This is a genomic window from Streptomyces sp. NPDC002328 (assembly GCF_042890065.1).
In the GTDB taxonomy this organism is placed as follows: Bacteria; Actinomycetota; Actinomycetes; order Streptomycetales; family Streptomycetaceae; genus Streptomyces.
The window spans coordinates 184,526-198,873 of the sequence record NZ_JBIARQ010000008.1; the positions used below are offsets into that span (position 1 = coordinate 184,526).

General features: G+C 75.3%; 17 protein-coding genes. 4 read left to right on the top strand and 13 right to left on the bottom strand.

Going from position 1 to position 14,348, the window contains the following annotated elements:
- Positions 1-1,026: 1,026 nt before the first annotated feature.
- Positions 1,027-1,893 carry a class I SAM-dependent methyltransferase gene (locus tag ACFYX4_RS21875; protein ID WP_389335623.1) on the bottom strand — a complete coding sequence of 289 codons (867 nt, stop codon included), beginning with the start codon at positions 1,891-1,893 and terminating at the stop codon, positions 1,027-1,029.
- 195 nt (positions 1,894-2,088) lie between these two features.
- Between ACFYX4_RS21875 and ACFYX4_RS21880 the strand changes: the two genes are divergently transcribed.
- From ACFYX4_RS21880 to ACFYX4_RS21890, 3 genes are read left to right on the top strand one after another with little or no spacing between them, the layout of a single operon-like run.
- Entirely contained in the window at positions 2,089-2,523 is a 435-nt protein-coding gene (locus ACFYX4_RS21880) for a SnoaL/DnrD family polyketide biosynthesis methyl ester cyclase (RefSeq protein WP_389335626.1), read from the top strand.
- The gene (locus ACFYX4_RS21885; RefSeq protein ID WP_389335629.1) at positions 2,493-3,365 is read left to right on the top strand and encodes an NAD(P)H-binding protein; all 873 of its coding nucleotides are present in this window, start codon (positions 2,493-2,495) and stop codon (positions 3,363-3,365) included. Before ACFYX4_RS21880 ends, ACFYX4_RS21885 begins: the two co-directional genes overlap by 31 nt.
- 16 nt (positions 3,366-3,381) lie before the next feature.
- Positions 3,382-4,260 (top strand): NmrA/HSCARG family protein, encoded by an 879-nt coding sequence (locus tag ACFYX4_RS21890; protein ID WP_389335632.1) that lies wholly within the window; start codon positions 3,382-3,384, stop codon positions 4,258-4,260.
- 118 nt (positions 4,261-4,378) lie between these two features.
- On the opposite strand, the gene ACFYX4_RS21895 is transcribed toward ACFYX4_RS21890, so the two are convergent.
- From ACFYX4_RS21895 to ACFYX4_RS21915, 5 genes are all read right to left on the bottom strand, one after another.
- Positions 4,379-5,296 carry an MBL fold metallo-hydrolase gene (locus ACFYX4_RS21895; RefSeq protein ID WP_389335635.1) on the bottom strand — a complete coding sequence of 306 codons (918 nt, stop codon included), beginning with the start codon at positions 5,294-5,296 and terminating at the stop codon, positions 4,379-4,381.
- Positions 5,293-5,748 (bottom strand): ester cyclase, encoded by a 456-nt coding sequence (locus tag ACFYX4_RS21900; protein ID WP_389335638.1) that lies wholly within the window; start codon positions 5,746-5,748, stop codon positions 5,293-5,295. Before ACFYX4_RS21900 ends, ACFYX4_RS21895 begins: the two co-directional genes overlap by 4 nt.
- A 78-nt stretch (positions 5,749-5,826) precedes the next feature.
- Complete coding sequence (locus ACFYX4_RS21905; protein WP_389335641.1) at positions 5,827-6,861, bottom strand: alcohol dehydrogenase catalytic domain-containing protein; 1,035 nt, start codon at positions 6,859-6,861, stop codon at positions 5,827-5,829.
- Complete coding sequence (locus ACFYX4_RS21910; RefSeq protein ID WP_389335644.1) at positions 6,858-7,718, bottom strand: NAD(P)H-binding protein; 861 nt, start codon at positions 7,716-7,718, stop codon at positions 6,858-6,860. The genes ACFYX4_RS21905 and ACFYX4_RS21910 overlap by 4 nt, the downstream gene beginning before the upstream one ends.
- Positions 7,715-7,849 (bottom strand): hypothetical protein, encoded by a 135-nt coding sequence (locus tag ACFYX4_RS21915; protein ID WP_389335647.1) that lies wholly within the window; start codon positions 7,847-7,849, stop codon positions 7,715-7,717. Before ACFYX4_RS21915 ends, ACFYX4_RS21910 begins: the two co-directional genes overlap by 4 nt.
- Positions 7,850-7,879: 30 nt before the next feature.
- On the opposite strand from ACFYX4_RS21915, the gene ACFYX4_RS21920 reads away from it, so the two are divergent.
- Positions 7,880-8,560 carry a hypothetical protein gene (locus ACFYX4_RS21920; protein WP_389335650.1) on the top strand — a complete coding sequence of 227 codons (681 nt, stop codon included), beginning with the start codon at positions 7,880-7,882 and terminating at the stop codon, positions 8,558-8,560.
- Positions 8,561-8,654: 94 nt separating this feature from the next.
- Here ACFYX4_RS21920 and ACFYX4_RS21925 read toward each other — a convergent pair whose 3' ends face one another.
- The 7 genes from ACFYX4_RS21925 to ACFYX4_RS21955 are packed head-to-tail and all read right to left on the bottom strand — an operon-like array spanning position 8,655 to position 14,348.
- Complete coding sequence (locus ACFYX4_RS21925; RefSeq protein WP_389335652.1) at positions 8,655-9,395, bottom strand: indole-3-glycerol-phosphate synthase; 741 nt, start codon at positions 9,393-9,395, stop codon at positions 8,655-8,657.
- Complete coding sequence (locus ACFYX4_RS21930; RefSeq protein ID WP_389335655.1) at positions 9,392-10,132, bottom strand: N-(5'-phosphoribosyl)anthranilate isomerase; 741 nt, start codon at positions 10,130-10,132, stop codon at positions 9,392-9,394. Before ACFYX4_RS21930 ends, ACFYX4_RS21925 begins: the two co-directional genes overlap by 4 nt.
- Positions 10,132-10,830 carry a transglutaminase family protein gene (locus ACFYX4_RS21935; protein ID WP_389335658.1) on the bottom strand — a complete coding sequence of 233 codons (699 nt, stop codon included), beginning with the start codon at positions 10,828-10,830 and terminating at the stop codon, positions 10,132-10,134. The genes ACFYX4_RS21930 and ACFYX4_RS21935 overlap by 1 nt, the downstream gene beginning before the upstream one ends.
- 51 nt (positions 10,831-10,881) lie before the next feature.
- Complete coding sequence (locus tag ACFYX4_RS21940; RefSeq protein ID WP_389335661.1) at positions 10,882-12,021, bottom strand: acyl-CoA dehydrogenase family protein; 1,140 nt, start codon at positions 12,019-12,021, stop codon at positions 10,882-10,884.
- Entirely contained in the window at positions 12,021-12,395 is a 375-nt protein-coding gene (locus tag ACFYX4_RS21945) for an ectoine synthase (protein WP_389335664.1), read from the bottom strand. The genes ACFYX4_RS21940 and ACFYX4_RS21945 overlap by 1 nt, the downstream gene beginning before the upstream one ends.
- Entirely contained in the window at positions 12,392-13,312 is a 921-nt protein-coding gene (gene trpA / locus ACFYX4_RS21950) for a tryptophan synthase subunit alpha (RefSeq protein WP_389335667.1), read from the bottom strand. The genes ACFYX4_RS21945 and trpA overlap by 4 nt, the downstream gene beginning before the upstream one ends.
- A complete protein-coding gene (locus ACFYX4_RS21955) occupies positions 13,305-14,348 on the bottom strand; it encodes an anthranilate phosphoribosyltransferase (RefSeq protein ID WP_389335671.1) in 1,044 nt (347 codons plus the stop codon). The genes trpA and ACFYX4_RS21955 overlap by 8 nt, the downstream gene beginning before the upstream one ends.

Consider the following 14,348-nt stretch of genomic DNA (forward strand, 5'->3'; position numbering starts at 1 on the left):
CACGGTGGCGCCGCCCACACCCACACCCCCCACCGCACCGCCCGCGTGGCCTGTGCCGCCTGCGCTGCTTGCGCCGGCTGTTGCTGCGCGCTGCCCGCGCTGCCCTCCGCGCTGCCTGCGGTGCCGTGGCCTCCGCCGGCGGCGGGGCCGTTGGCCGACGGCCGGCCACCCCGGCCATCGCGCCCCCGGCTCCGCCGGGCACCTCGCCCTGCCGTGCCCCCCGGGCCATCGGCCCCCGGCCGCCGAGCCACCGGGCCCCCGGCCCTCGGCCTTGCCGGGCCCCCGGCCCTCGGCTCTGCCGGGCGCCTTGGCCGCTGGCCGCCGGCCGCCGGGCACCCCGGCCACCGGGCCGCCGGGCCACCGGGTGGGCATCCCGGCCACCGGGCCGCCGGGCCACCGGGCCACCGGGTGGGCATCCCGGCCGCCGGGCCGCCGGGCCACCGGGCCCCGGGCGGGCCCCCGGCCCTGCCGGGCCCTCGGCTCTGCTGGGCACCTCGGCTGTCGGGCCCCCGGCCGCCGGATGCCGCCTCGGCGCCGAGCGCCCCGGCCGCCGAGTGCCGCCTCGGCCGCCGGCATCCCGGCCGTCGGACCCCCATCTCTGCCGGGCCCCCGGCAGCCGGGCACCCCGGCCGCCGGGCCACCGGGCCGCCGGATAGGCATCCCGGCCACCGGGCCCCGGGCGGGCCCTCGGCTCTGCCGGGCCCTCGGCTGTCGGGCATCCCGGCCGTCGGGGCCCCGGTCCTGCCGGGCATCCCGGCCCTCGGACCCCCGGCCCTCGGCTCTGCCGGGCACCTCGGCCGTCGGGCCCCCAGCCACCGGATGCCGCCTCGGCCACCGAGCGCCCCGGCCGTCGGGCCCCCGGGTCCTGCCGGGCCCCCGGCCGTCGGGCCCCCGGCCCCCCGGCCCCCCGGCCCCCCGGCCGCCGGGCCGCCGGCACCGGGTACCGGGCAGCGGCCGGCACCCCGGCCACCGGCCGCCCCGTTACCGGCCGCCCCCGTTACCGGCCGCCCCCGTCACCCCCCCCGTTCAGCGGGCCGCGTGGGCCGTGACGTAGCGGACCGGGACGGCTATGTGGACCAGGCCGTCGGGGCCGCGCAGGGCGTTCAGGGCCGTGGTCAGGCGGGTGCGCAGGGCGGACGCCTCCGCGGGCGGCAGGTGCCGCCACAGCAGGCGCATGCCCTGCGTGTGCGACCAGTCCACCCACGCCTCGCCGGAGCGGGCCGTCATGTCCACCGTCTCGTCGACGACACGGACCTCCTCGAAGCCCGCCCCGTGCAGCGCCGCCGTCAGATCCGCCGGGTCCTCCAGCCAGGAGTGCAGCTGCCGGTGGAGCCGCTCCGGATGCCAGGCGGGCGGCAGATGCTCCAGCAGGGACATCGGGATCAGCGGCGTGAACATCGGCGGCAGGAACGGGAAGGTGTCCCGGCTGAACACCGGGCTGGTGAACGCGATACGGCCGCCGTCGCGCAGCAGCCCCGCGTAACGGGCGAGCGCGGCCCGCGCGTCCGGCAGGAAGATCACGCTGTAGCTGCCGAGCACCAGGTCGAAGGAGCCGGCCGGCAGATCCGGGTGCTCGCCGTCCATCACCCGCACCTCGACGTTGCCGATGCCCTGGCGCGCCGCCTCCCCGGCGGCCTCACGCACCATGGCCTCGGCGATGTCGATGCCGAGCGCGCTGCCGCCCGCCCCGACCAGCCGCGCCGCCGGCAGCAGGGTGGCGCCCAGGCCGCAGCCGACGTCCAGCAGCCGCTGGCCGGGACGCGGCGCGGCCAGCTCCACCAGCCGCGCGCCCATCGGCGTGAAGAACTCCACCCCCAGCCGGTCGTAGGTCGCCGCGGCCCCGTTGAAGGCGGCCGTGACTTCGGTCTTGTAGGTCGCTGTGTCCGTGTCCATGCGCCACATGCTGAAGCCCCCGCCACGCACGCAGCCGGAGAACGCATGGAGGACCGATAGAGCGCCGGTGGACGCCCGCCGCCCGCATTCCTGGAGAGAAAAACGAGCCGGAAATACGTCCCTTGCCCGCCCCCGCCGCCGAACCCCACAATCAAGGGCAGCAGCCGCCGCCGGCGGCCGCCGGGAGGGAATTCGATGAGCAGTCAGACAGCCGCCGTACGCAAAATGATCGACGCATACAACACCGGAAACACCGACGACGTCGCGGAATACATTCACCCGGAATACCTCAACCCGGCGACGATGGAACACATGGACCTGCGCGGCCCCGACTCCTTCGCGATGGCCGTCAAATGGCTGCGCATGACGTTCTCCGAGGACGCCCACCTGGAGGAGGTGCTCCTGGAGGAGCGCGGCGACTGGGTACGGGCCCACCTCGTCCTGTACGGGCGGCACGTGGGGGACCTGGTCGGCATGGCGCCGACCGGCCGCCGCTTCTCCGGCGAGCAGATCCACCTCATCCGCTTCGTCGACGGCAAGATCCGCGACCACCGGGACTGGCCCGACTACCAGGGCACCTACCGCCAGCTCGGCTCGCCGTGGCCGCAGCCCCAGGGCTGGAGGCACTGACCGTGATCCTGGTCACCGGAGCGACCGGCAAGGTAGGCCGCGAGGCCGTCGAACAGCTCACCCGCCTGGGCCGCAAGGTCAGGGCCCTCAGCCGCAGCCCCGAGGAGGCGCACCTGCCCGACGGCGTCGACGTCGTCGCCGGCAGCCCCGCCGACCCCGCCTCGCTGGACGCCGCCTTCACGAACGTCACCGCGGCCCTGGTCGTGCTCTCCGGCGACGTGGCCGCACAGGCCCGCAACGTCGCCGCGGCCGCCGCGGCCGCCCGCGTCGAGCACATCGTGTTCCTCTCCTCGGCCGGCGTGCTGCACCCGCTGCCCCACGGCATCGCCGACGAACACCGCGCCGCAGAGGAGGCGATCACCGCCTCCGGCGCCGCCACCACGTTCCTGCGCCCCGGCCCCTTCCACGCCAACACCTCCTGGTGGACCACCACCGTCCGCGAGAGCGGCTCGGTGCGCTGCTGGATCGGCGACAACCCCGGCGCGCCGGTCGACGAGCACGACGTCGCCTCCTGCGCCGTCGCCGCGCTCACCCAGGACGGCCACCGCGGCCGGGCCTACCTCCTGACCGGCGGCGAGATCCTCACCTCCCGGCAGCAGGCGAGCATCCTCGGCGACGTCCTGGGCCGGGAACTGAGCTTCTCCGTCGCCCCCCCGGAAGAAGTCGTGGAGGTCTTCACCGGCCTCACCGGCGACCGCCCGGCGGCCGTCGCCAACGTGGCCGCCCTGCACAGCCCCCAGGTGCCCTGGGCCACGCCCACCACCACCGTGCGGGACCTCACCGGCCGCGACCCCCGTCCCTACCGCGCCTGGGCGGCCGCCAACGCCGCACTGTTCGGCTGAGAAAGGCCTATCCGACATGACGACCACCGAGACGAACGGACCGGTCCTGGTGATCGGGGCGACCGGCCTGCAAGGCGGCGCCACCGCACGCGAACTGCTGCGCCGGGGCCGCGAGACGGCCGCCCTGGTCCGCGACCCCCGCTCCCACAAGGCCCGCGAGCTCGCCGCGCTCGGCGTACGGCTGGTCACCGGGGACCTCGACGACGAGGCGTCGCTGCGCGCGGCCATGCGCGGCACGCACGGAGTGTTCTCCGTGCAGAACTTCATGACGCCCCTCGGCCTGGGCGGCGAAGTCCGCCAGGGCCGCGCGGTCGCCCGGGCGGCCAAGGCCACCGGCGTCGCCCACGTGGTGTACAGCTCGGTCGGCGGAGCCGAACGCCACAGCGGCGTCCCGCACTTCGACTCCAAGCGGCACATCGAGCGCTACCTGGCACAGCTGGACGTGCCCACGACCGTGCTGCGCCCCTCGTTCTTCATGGACAACTTCTGCGCCCACGGCCCGCGCAACGTCGACGGGACGCTGGTGGTGCAGCTCGCCCTGAAACCGGACACCCGGGTGCAGTTCATCGCCGTGGACGACATCGCCCACTTCGCCGCCCAGGCCTTCGACCGGCCGCAGGAATACCTCGGCCGCGCCGTCGAACTGGCCGGCGACGAACTGAGCGCCACCCAGGTGGCCGAGGCGTTCGCCGCCCGCAGCGGCCTGCCCGCCCGCTTCGAGGAACTCCCGCTCGACGCGGTGGCCGCCGACCCCTACATCCCCAACGCCCCCGAGATCGCCCTGATGTTCGAGTGGTTCCAGGAGCACGGCTACCGCGCGGACATCGCCGCGCTGCGCGCCGAGCACCCGGGCCTGCACACCCTCGCGTCGTTCCTGAAGAACGTCGACGTGTGACCGCCTCCCCCCACGGGATGAAAGAGAAAAAGAAAGAAAATGAGGGGCGGGGCCGCTGCCGCAGCGGCCCCGCCCCTCGCTCATGCCCCCGCGCTCTGCTCCGCCGGGGCGGCTCCGGCTAGGCGCGGCAGGCCGGCAGACCGCCGTGGTAGACGGTCATCTCCCGGAACAGCGCCGGGACGTCCAGCGGCTCGCCCGGGGCCGCGCCGTGCTCCTCCGCGTAGGCCCGGTGCAGGTTCGCCACCAGCCGTTCGGCGTCCAGCAGCCCCGCGAAGGGACCCGGCCCCGCGGCGCGGGCCAGCTCCAGCGGGCTCTGCCCCCGCGCCACCCCCCGCCGGGCCAGCTCCTGCAACCGGCGCAGGTACGCCGCGTCCGCCTCGAGGATCTGCGGGCCGCCGACCGGCCCGTGACCCGGCACGACCACCAGCGGATCCAGCGCGCGCAGGCGCTCCAGCGCGTCCAGCGAACCGCTCACCGACCCCATCACACAGAACGGCGTGACCCCCGACATCACCAGATCACCGGTGAACAGCACCCGCTGCTCGGGCAGCCACACCACGGCGTCGCCGGTGGTGTGCGCGGCCGGCCCCATGTGCAGCAGCTCCACCCGCACCCCGCCGGCGTACAGGGTGAGCGCGTCACGGAAGGTGACCTCGGGCAGCACCACCTCCACGTCGCCCCAGCACACCTGCGGCCACAGCGACGTCAGATGCAGCCCCGCCGCCGCCATGTCCCGCCGCGTCCCCTCGTGCGCGACGACCACCGCCTCGGGAAAGAAACGGTTGCCGAACGTGTGATCGCCGTGGAAATGCGTGTTCACCAGCATGCGCGGCGCCGTACCCGCACGGCGCAGCACCGCCGCCCGCAGCCGCCGCGCCCGGGCCTCGGTCGCCGCGGTGTCGACGAGGACCCCGGCGCCCCCCTCGCCGACGACCAGGCCCGCGTTGTTCAGGCACCAGCCGCCGTCGGGCTGCACGAACGCGTACACCCCGTCGGCGACCTCGGCCAGGCCGCCCGCGGGCGCGCCGGCGCTCACAGCACGTCCGCGGGGACGAACCCCAGCTCCTTGAGCATGGGCAGGTAGTTGAACACGTCGTAGTGCTCGACGATCCGGCCCGCGTCGTCGAAGCGCAGCTCCTCCAGCATGTACCAGGCGACCTTCCGGCCCGTGGGGGCCTTGCCGAAGAACTCGCCCAGGTGGGTGGCGGTCACGGTGATCCGCAGGATCACCCGGTCGCCCTCGGCGACCGCGCTCTTGACGTCCAGGTGCAGGTCGGGGAAGGCGGCCAGGCCGCCGCGCATCGCGGCGACCATCAGCTGGGTGTCGACCTCGCGGTCCTCGGAGAAGTGCCGCACGTCCGGGGCCCAGTGCCGGACGACGCCGTCCACGTCCCAGCGGTTCCAGGCGGCGGCGCAGTCGAGGGCGATCTCCTTGTTGCGCTCCTGGACGGACCGCTCGCTCAGCGTGCTGGACAGCGTGCTGGACATGATGACTTCCTCCGATGGTCGAAAGACGGCCGGACGACGGCCGGCGAAGAAGAGAGAGAGGGGGAGTAGAGGGGGGTTTCAGGGGATGAGCACGTGCTTGCCGACGGAGCGCCCCTCGAGCAGCGCGCGCAGCGCCGCCGCCGCCTCCTCCAGCGGGTGCCGGCCGGCGATCCGCGGCGTCAGCACGCCCTCGGCCAGCAGCCCGTACAGCAGGCTCAGCGCGGCGTCGAAGGCGGGACCCGGCTTGACGTAGTACATCGTCATGCGGCGCCCGCCGGTCAGCCCCAGCAGACGGGCCGCGAAGCGCCGGCCGGTGCGCAGCAGCGCCGGCACGTGCGGCCGGAACCACTGCCCCGGCCGGAATCCGGCGACCGAGGAGTCGAAGGAGACCAGCGTGCCGCCCCTGGCCAGCATCGCCCAGCCGTCGTCCAGGCCCCGCCCGCCGATGTGGTCGAAGACCGCCTGCACGCCGCCCGGCGCCAGCCGCCGCACCGCCGAGGGCAGGCCGCCGCCGCGGTAGTCCAGCGGCTCCGCGCCCAGCTCGCGCACCGCCGCGTGCTTGGCCGGCGACGCCGTGCCGATCACCCGCAGCCCGCGGTGCACGGCGAGCTGGGTGAGCAGGGTGCCCACACCGCCGCTCGCCCCGTGCACCAGGACGGTGTCGCCGGCCTTCAGCGGCAGCCGGTCCAGCATCTGGCAGGCGCTCACCCCGTTGGTGACCAGCGCGACCGCCTCGGCGGCGTCCAGCCCCTCGGGCACCGGCGCCAGATGCCGGGCCGGCGTCTGCACGTACTCCTGCCAGGCCCCGTAGCGGGGCATGGCGGCGACGCGGTCGCCCGCCCGCCAGCCGGTGACGCCCTCACCGACCTCGGTGATCCGCCCCACCAGGTCGTAGCCGGGCACGAACGGAAAACGCGGCGGGAAGGGGTGCAGATGCTGGAGCATCTGCACCTCGGCGAACGACACGCCCGCCGCCTCCACCCGCACCACGACCTTGCCGCGGCCCGCGCGGGGCACCGCCTCACGGCCGGTGACCAGCCGCTCCTCCGGCTCGCCGCTGCCCGTCATGCTGACCCGCGCACCGCGCAGCGCGGTCCGCGCCCCGGCGCTCACGCCGCCCGCTCCGCGGCCGCGGCGGCGAAGTCCCCGGCGTGGTCGGCCGCCCACCGGGCGAAACTCCGGGCGGGCACGCCCGTGACCCGCTCGACGGTGTCCACGACCGCCGGCGGGTCGAGCACCGCCTCGGCCAGATACCCCAGCACCATCTCCACCACCGGCGCGGGCATCGCCCGCCCCATCAGCACCCGCGCCTCGTCCGGCGTGACCTCCTCGAACGCGATCTCGCGCCCCGCCGCCCGGCCGATCGCCCGCACCTGGTCGGCCTGGGAGATCGCCTCCGGACCGGTCAGCACATACGCCCGGCCCGTGTGCCCGTCCTCCAGCAGCGCCGCCACCGCCACCGCGGCGACGTCCGCCTCGTGCACCAGGACACGCCGGGCATCGCCGTAGGGGGCGCGCACCACGCTCTCGGCGCGGATCGTCTCCCCCCACTTCCACAGGACGTTGGAGGCGAACTCGTCGGGACGCACGAACGTCCAGTCCAGACCGGACTCCTGCACGGCCCGCTCCACCGCACGGTGGTGCTCACCGCTGTGGTTGTCGCCGGACTCGTCCAGCACCGAGGACGACGACAGGACCACGATGCGCCGCACGCCGGCGTCCTTGGCCGCGGCGACGACCTCACGGGCCGTCTGCGGGACGGGGAAGAGATAGAGGCGCTCCACCCCGTGCAGCGCCGCGCGCAGCGTGCCGGGGCGGGTGAGGTCGCCCTCGACGACCTCGACGCCCTCCGGCAGGCCGGCGGCGGCCGCATCACGCGTCAGCGCCCGCACCGCGACGCCCGCGGCCCTGAGCCCCTCGACCACATGACGGCCGACCGATCCTGTTGCGCCTGTCACCAGAACTGTCACGCCTGCTCCACGAGTTCGTTGGCCGGTAAGTGCTCCTCCAGCGTCCAGAACGCCGCTGGAGGATGCCCGGAGAGGCGCTGGACCGCCTCCACCCCGCCTCGAGCGGCGCACGCGACCATCGGTGCGGCCACCCACACTCCCCAGGAAGGCGAGGCAGCGATTTGTCCGCTCCCCAGAGCGCCGAGCCCCGGCACACCGAGGGCCGCGGCCTGCCCGGGACCACCCCCCGGCAGACCGCGGGAACGACAGAAACGACAGGAACGACAGGAACGCCGGGAACGGCGGGAAAGAACGGAAAGAACGGAAAGAAGAAGAAGCGGTTCGAACTCAGCCGCCGGGGCCGCAGACTGACCCTGGCGATCCACGTCGTCACCTCCGTCGGCTGGGTCGGCCTGTCGCTGTCCATGGCCGTCCTGGCCCTCATGGGCTACACCACCGACGACGCGGCCGTCGCCAAGGGCGTGTACTACGCGATGTACGTGTTCGACGACACCAGCGTCACGGTGTTCAGCATCGCCGCCGCCGTCTCCGGCATCCTGCTGTCCTGCGGCACGGTGTGGGGGCTGCTGCTGCACTGGTGGATCGTCGCCAAGTGGGTCATCACCCTCTTCATGACGATCTTCGCCTGGTTCGTCATCCATCCGATCGTCATGAAGGCCAGCGAGAACACCGCCCGGGCGGGCGGCGCCCCGCCCCGCCCCGGCTGGCCCGCCGACTTCCTGGTGTGGAGCGTGCCGATGCTGTTCGTCCTGCTCACCGCCGCGGCGGTCATCTCCGTCTACAAACCCTGGGGCCGCACCTCCCGAGGCCACCGCACCCTCTCCCGCCCCCGCCGCACCTGACGTTCCAGCAGCCCCCCCTCTCCCGCCCCGGGGCGGGCCCCGCACCCCGGGGCCCGCCCCGGAGGCCTGCCCGGGGCGCGCCCGGGGGGCGGGCTCAGGCGGTGCTCAGGCGGTGCTCGGGCGGGGACGGGGGCGGGGGCGGGGTCCGGGCCGCGTCCAGGGCCGCGCACCACCGGCGGGGGGACGGCGCCCGGAGCAGGGCCGTGCCGACGAGCAGGCCGTCGAAGCCGGAGTCGAGCAGGCGTGCCGCGTCGGCGGGGGCGCTGATGCCGCTCGCGCTGACCGCGCAGCCCGCCCCGGCACGCAGCACCGCGGGCAGCAGGCCGCCGCTGCGGCCGAGGTCGCCCGCCCCCCGCTCCCGGACGGCGATGTCCTTGTTGTTGACGGCGACCACGCACTCCCGCGCCCGCGGCACGGCCGCCGCCTCCGCCGCGTCGGCGATCTCCACGAACGGGGTCAGCCCGAGACCGAGCGCATGGTCCACCAGCCGCGCCAGCACCTCGGCGGGCAGCAGCTTCACCGTCAACAGCACCGCGCAGGCCCCCAGTTCACGGCTGCGCTCCAGCTGCCGCCGGCCGGTGACGAAATCCTTGCGCAGCAGCGGCAGCCCGGTGAGCGCGGCGACCTCGCCCAGCAGCTCCTCGCCGCCGCCGAACCAGCGGCCGGTGACCACCGAGATGCACGGCGCCCCGGCCTCCTCGTAGCGGGCGACGACCTCGGCCACCGTGCGCCCCGCCATGAGGTCCGTACCGCCCGCGGACCGCCGCTTCACCTCCATGATCACCGGGCGGGCGGACGAGCGCAGCGCCTGCGTGAAACGCCCGCCGCCGCTCACCGCGTCCCCCCGGCCCCCGCCGCCCCCGCCGCCTCCGCCGCTGGACGGGATCCTTCGCGCGGCCCGCCCGGCGGCCTCCTCCAGGCGCGGACGACGGCCGCCGCGCCGGCCGGGTCGAGCAGCCCGTCCGCGCCCCGCGCCGCGGAGTCCACGTCGATGCCGAGGAAGCGGGGGTGGGCCACCGCGCCCGCGAACCGGTCCCGGTTGTCCGCGCGCAGCCCGCCCGCGAGCAGGAAGGGCCGCGCCGTCCGGTCGGCCAGCCGCCCCACCACGGCGTCCTCCACCCGCACCCCGGTACTGCCGACCCGCCCGTCCGCGCCGACCGCGTCGAGCAGGAAACAGTCCGTGCCGGCCCGCTCGTACGCGCCGATCAGCCCCGCCTCCACACAGCGGCCGCCCCGCACATGCAGGACCTTGACGATGCGCACGCCGTCCGGGACGAGCGCGCGCAGCGCGCGCACCACGGACGGCGGCTGGTAGCCGTGCAGCTGGACCCACGACGGGCCGGCGCCGCCCGTGAGAGCGGCCAGCGCCCCGGCGTCGGAGCCGAAGGTGACCAGCACGGCCTCCAGCCGCCCCGTCGCCCGCGCCTGCGCGGCCAGCTCCGCCACCCGCCGCGCGGACAGCTCCGCCCGCCCGCCGGGAACCCCGTGCCACAGCCCCACCAGGTCCGCGCCCGCCTCGGCCACGCCCCGCACCTCCGCGGCGGTCGTCGCCCCGCAGAACTTGACCAGCACTAGGCCGCCGCCTCGCCCTCGAGGGAGCCCCGCGTGAACCGGGCCCCGCCGCCCTCGCCCTCGCCCTCGAACAGCCGCGGGTGCGCCTGCCGCAGGGCGGCGATCACCCGCTCGTAGGGGAGGTCGTCGAACTCGCCGTGCTCGCGCAGGAACTCCATCTGCCGCCGGCCCGCCAGGTCGAAGGGGTGGTGCAGGCTGTCGGCGGTGCCGTCGAAGTCGAGCGGCGCCATCCGGTACAGCCGGCACAGCGCCTTGTTGAAGACCGGCGTCGCCCTCACCCAGCGTCCCTCCAGCCGCAGCGCGGTCAGCGCGTGCTGGTGGAACACGTCCCCGCCCAGCAGCCGCTTGAGCCGTTCGGAGGCGAGATGGTTGCGCACGTCGGCCAGGACCAGACGGGCCGGGATGCCCAGCGAGCGCAGCGCGGCGGCGTACAGCACCGACTTGTGCAGGCACATCCCCGAGCCGGTGCGCGCCACCCGGGAGGCGCGCAGGCCCTCGCGGGAGAGGTCGGCGCCGTAGACCTCGTAGCGGACGCCGTCCCGTACGGCGTAGTACAGGGCCACCGCCTGCGCGGTCTGCCCGGCCTGCGCGGTCTGTCCGGTGGGGGCGGGGGTGCGGGCCGTCAGGGCCCGCTGGACGAACGCCCGCACCTCGGGGCTGTCGTGGTCGAGGAACTCGGTTGCTGCCAGGGCGGTCATGGTGTGTCTTTCCGCTTGCGTCGGGTGTCGGGGGCGGTCGGGCGCCGGGGGTCAGAGGCCGAGCATCGAGGCGAGGCGGTTGCGCTGGATCTCGGAGGTGCCGGAGTAGATGGTCCCGGCGACGGAGTTGCGCAGCTCCTTCTCGATGCCGTACTCGGCCATGTAGCCGTTGCCTCCGAAGATCTGCACGGCGGCCAGCGCGGAGGCGACGTTGGCCTCGCTGGTGACGAGCTTGGCGATCGCGATGTCGCGGGTGACGTTCTCCCCGGCGGCCATCTTGCGGGCGGCCGAGTACAGCCAGTGCCGGGCGCTCTCCACCCCGATCTCCATGTCCACGATCTTGTGGGACACGGCCTGGTAGGAGCCGATCGGCTGCCCGAACTGGGTACGGGTGCGGGCGTACTGGGCGCACCGCTCGACGCGGTCGCGCATCTCGCCGGCGTTGACGGCGAAGGAGCACAGGATCTCCCAGCGCATCACATGGTCCAGGACGAGGAAGCCCCCGCCGGGCCGGCCGACGACCTGCGCGGCCGGCACCCGGCACCCGTCGAAGTGCAGCTCGCACAGCGGCGAGGTGCGCAGCCCCATCTTCGCCACCGGCCGCCCCACGGACAGGCCGGGCGTGTCGCGCTCCACGAGGAACGCGGTGACGCTCAACGGGCCGGGACGGTCGCTGGTGCGGGCGTACACGGTGATCACATCGGCGACGGGCCCGTTGCTGACGAAGGACTTGCCGCCGGTGAGGACGAAGGCGTCGCCGTCGCGTTCGGCGCGGGTGCGCATCGCCAGCGCGTCCGAACCGCTGTCGGGCTCGCTGATCGCGTGGGCCCCGATCAGGTCGCCGGAGCACAGGCCCGGCAGGTAGCGCTCCTTCAGCCGCGGCGAGCCGAAGCGGTGCAGGGGCACCCCGGTGCTGACGATGTGGCTGCCCACGGAGAAGTTCAGCCCCGCGTCACGGCAGCCCCGGCCCAGCCCCTCCAGCACGTACATCGTGGTCAGCAGGTCCTGGCCGAGCCCGCCGAACCGTTCCTCGAAGGGCAGGCCCAGGATCCCCGTCGCGCGCAGCAGGTCCCACTGCGCACGGGGGAAGGCGGCCTCGGCGTCCCGCTCGACGTGCCCGGCGTTGAGCTCCTCCAGCAGGGGCGCCAGAGCGTCGCGCAGGCTTCGCTGGTCGTCCGTCCAGGTGATCATCAGTACTGGGAGAAGCCGGGCGCGTCGAGGTTGTGGCTCTCGTCGCCGCGCAGCGCCGGGGTGAACATGCACACCAGCCGCAGGTCCTCGTCCGGGCCGGCCACCAGCCAGTGCGCGTCGTGCTGGTCGAGCGCGTACAGCGTGCCCGGCACGATGGGGTGGGAGTTGCCGCTCATGTCGACGATCTCGCCGCTCCCGGCGATGCAGTAGCAGGCCTCCAGATGACGGCGGTACTCCAGCCGTGACTTGGTGCCGGCCCGCACCAGGGTGTCGGTGACGGTGTAGCCGAGGCCGTCCGACTCGGTGAGGAAGCGGCGGCTGAGGCCGTTGCCCCAGTCGACGCAGCGGACGCTGTCGAGCCTGCGAACGATCATGTCTGGATTCCTTCGTCCGTACGGTGCTGGGTGATCGGGCGGCGCAGTTCCGCCACGAAGGAGGCGAACTCCTCGACGGGGTCGCGCCGTTGGGCCAGGGCCTGCTCGATGCGGGCCACGCCGGCGCTGCCGACGACGACGGCGTCCGCGCCCAGCTCCTCCAGCGCGGCGATGTCGGCGCGGGACCGGACGCCGAAACCGACGGCGACCGGCGCGCGAGCGGCGCGGCGCAGCGCGGCGAGCGTCCCGGCGAGCCGGTCGCGGTCGGGTGCGGCGGTGGTGCCGCTGCGGCCGTAGTGGGCGACCAGATACACGTAGGCGCGGGCGTGTGCGGCGGCCTCGGCGACGGTGGCCGGCCGGGAGGAGGCGTAGCAGGTGGTGACCAGGGGCAGCCCGGCCAGGCGGGCGGCCTCGTAGTGGGCGCTGCGCAGCCGGGGCGGCAGCCCGTGCAGCAGCAGCCCGTCACAGCCGGCGCCGGCGACGGCGCGGGCGAAGCCGGGCAGGCCGCGCTCGCGCACGGTGTGGCTCCAGTCCGCCAGGAGCGCGATCCGCAGCCGGCGCAGCCCCGGCCGCACGGCCGCCACCGCGGCCAGGACGGCCTCGCACGTGACCCCGCCGGCCAGCGCCCGGTCGGCGGAACGGCGGATCACGGGCCCGTCGGTGACGGAGCCGGGAAACGGCACGGCCAGTTCGAGACAGTCCACGCCGCTCTCGTCGAGCATCGCGGCCAGCTCCGGCAACGTCTCCAACGGCGGATCCCCGGCATTGACGAACACCGCCAGCCCCACCCGCCCCGCCCCCCGCCACCCAAAGAACCCCGCCCCCGGCCCCGGCAGAGGCACGGGCAGGTGTGCGGCTGGGGGAGTGGGGGCGAGGGTGATGGTGGGGGCGGGGGTGGGGGTGGTGGGGTCAGGCATGGGAGGTCTCCCGGGTGCGCATGCGGTCCACCAGGGCGAGCGCCGTCCCGTCGTGCAGTGTGGCGTGCGCGGCGCGCAGCGCCTCGTGCCAGTCGCCGGTCAGCCGGCCCGCCACCGCGAGCGCGGCGGCGTTCAGACACACCGTCTGCGTCGCCGCCGGGCCGCCGCGGCCCGACAGCACCTCCACGAAGAGACCCGCCGCGCCCTCCACCCCGCCCCCGGCCGGCGCCAGATCCGCCGCACGGCCCGCGCCCAGCCCCAGCGCGCCGGGAGAGAGCGTGAACTCCTCCTCCCCGCCCGACTCGTACGCCCGCACCCGGTTGACGGCGAAGCCGAGCAGCTCGTCCGCGCCGGCGTCGTTGTCGGCCAGCCACACCGTCCGGCCCGTCGCGCGCGAGACATGCCCGGCCGCGTACCGCAGCGCCTCCAGCGCCCCCGGCCGCGACACCCCGGTCACCTGCGCCCGCACCGGCACGTCGGCCAGGAACGGGCCCAGCGTGTTGACGACCGGCCCCAGCCCGCGCATGTCCAGCGGCACGACCGCCCGGGCCAGCAGCGCGATCTCCGCCGGATACACGAACGTCCCCGCGAAGGCGATGCCGTGGCGCTCCAGGTCCTCCTGGGCCCGCTCGTAGGACGCGGCCGGCTCGATGCCGAGCCGCTGGAGCAGGTCCAGGGAGCCGCAGCCGCTGCTCCAGGCCCGGGAACCGGTCTTGACGACCCGCACGCCCATCGCCGCGGCCACGAAGGCGGCCGCCGTGGAGATGTTGAAGGTGGGCGGGCCCCCGCCGGTGCCGACGATGTTGACCGCGCCGGCGAAGGCGTCCGCCGGGCGGGCCGGCCGGCGCTCGGCCAGCGAGTCCAGGAACGCGCCCAGGGTGACCCGGTCGGGCATCCGGGTGGACAGCGAGGCGAGCAGCGCCGTGGCTTCGCCCCGGCGCAGACCGCCGGCGCGCAGGTCGTCCCAGAACGACCGCCACACCGGCAGCTCCACGGGACGCTCCCGGCCGATGAGCGAGACGACGGCCTCGTGCAT

Excerpts from the sequence above, each read along its gene's own strand:
- ACFYX4_RS21880 (WP_389335626.1), top strand. The coding sequence starts at position 2,089 with ATGAGCAGTCAGACAGCCGCCGTACGCAAAATGATCGACGCATACAAC.
- ACFYX4_RS21900 (WP_389335638.1), bottom strand. The coding sequence starts at position 5,748 with ATGTCCAGCACGCTGTCCAGCACGCTGAGCGAGCGGTCCGTCCAGGAG.
- ACFYX4_RS21955 (WP_389335671.1), bottom strand. The coding sequence starts at position 14,348 with ATGCACGAGGCCGTCGTCTCGCTCATCGGCCGGGAGCGTCCCGTGGAG.
- ACFYX4_RS21890 (WP_389335632.1), top strand. The coding sequence starts at position 3,382 with ATGACGACCACCGAGACGAACGGACCGGTCCTGGTGATCGGGGCGACC.
- ACFYX4_RS21875 (WP_389335623.1), bottom strand. The coding sequence starts at position 1,893 with ATGGACACGGACACAGCGACCTACAAGACCGAAGTCACGGCCGCCTTC.
- ACFYX4_RS21945 (WP_389335664.1), bottom strand. The coding sequence starts at position 12,395 with ATGATCGTTCGCAGGCTCGACAGCGTCCGCTGCGTCGACTGGGGCAAC.
- ACFYX4_RS21940 (WP_389335661.1), bottom strand. The coding sequence starts at position 12,021 with ATGATCACCTGGACGGACGACCAGCGAAGCCTGCGCGACGCTCTGGCG.
- trpA (WP_389335667.1), bottom strand. The coding sequence starts at position 13,312 with ATGCCTGACCCCACCACCCCCACCCCCGCCCCCACCATCACCCTCGCC.
- ACFYX4_RS21935 (WP_389335658.1), bottom strand. The coding sequence starts at position 10,830 with ATGACCGCCCTGGCAGCAACCGAGTTCCTCGACCACGACAGCCCCGAG.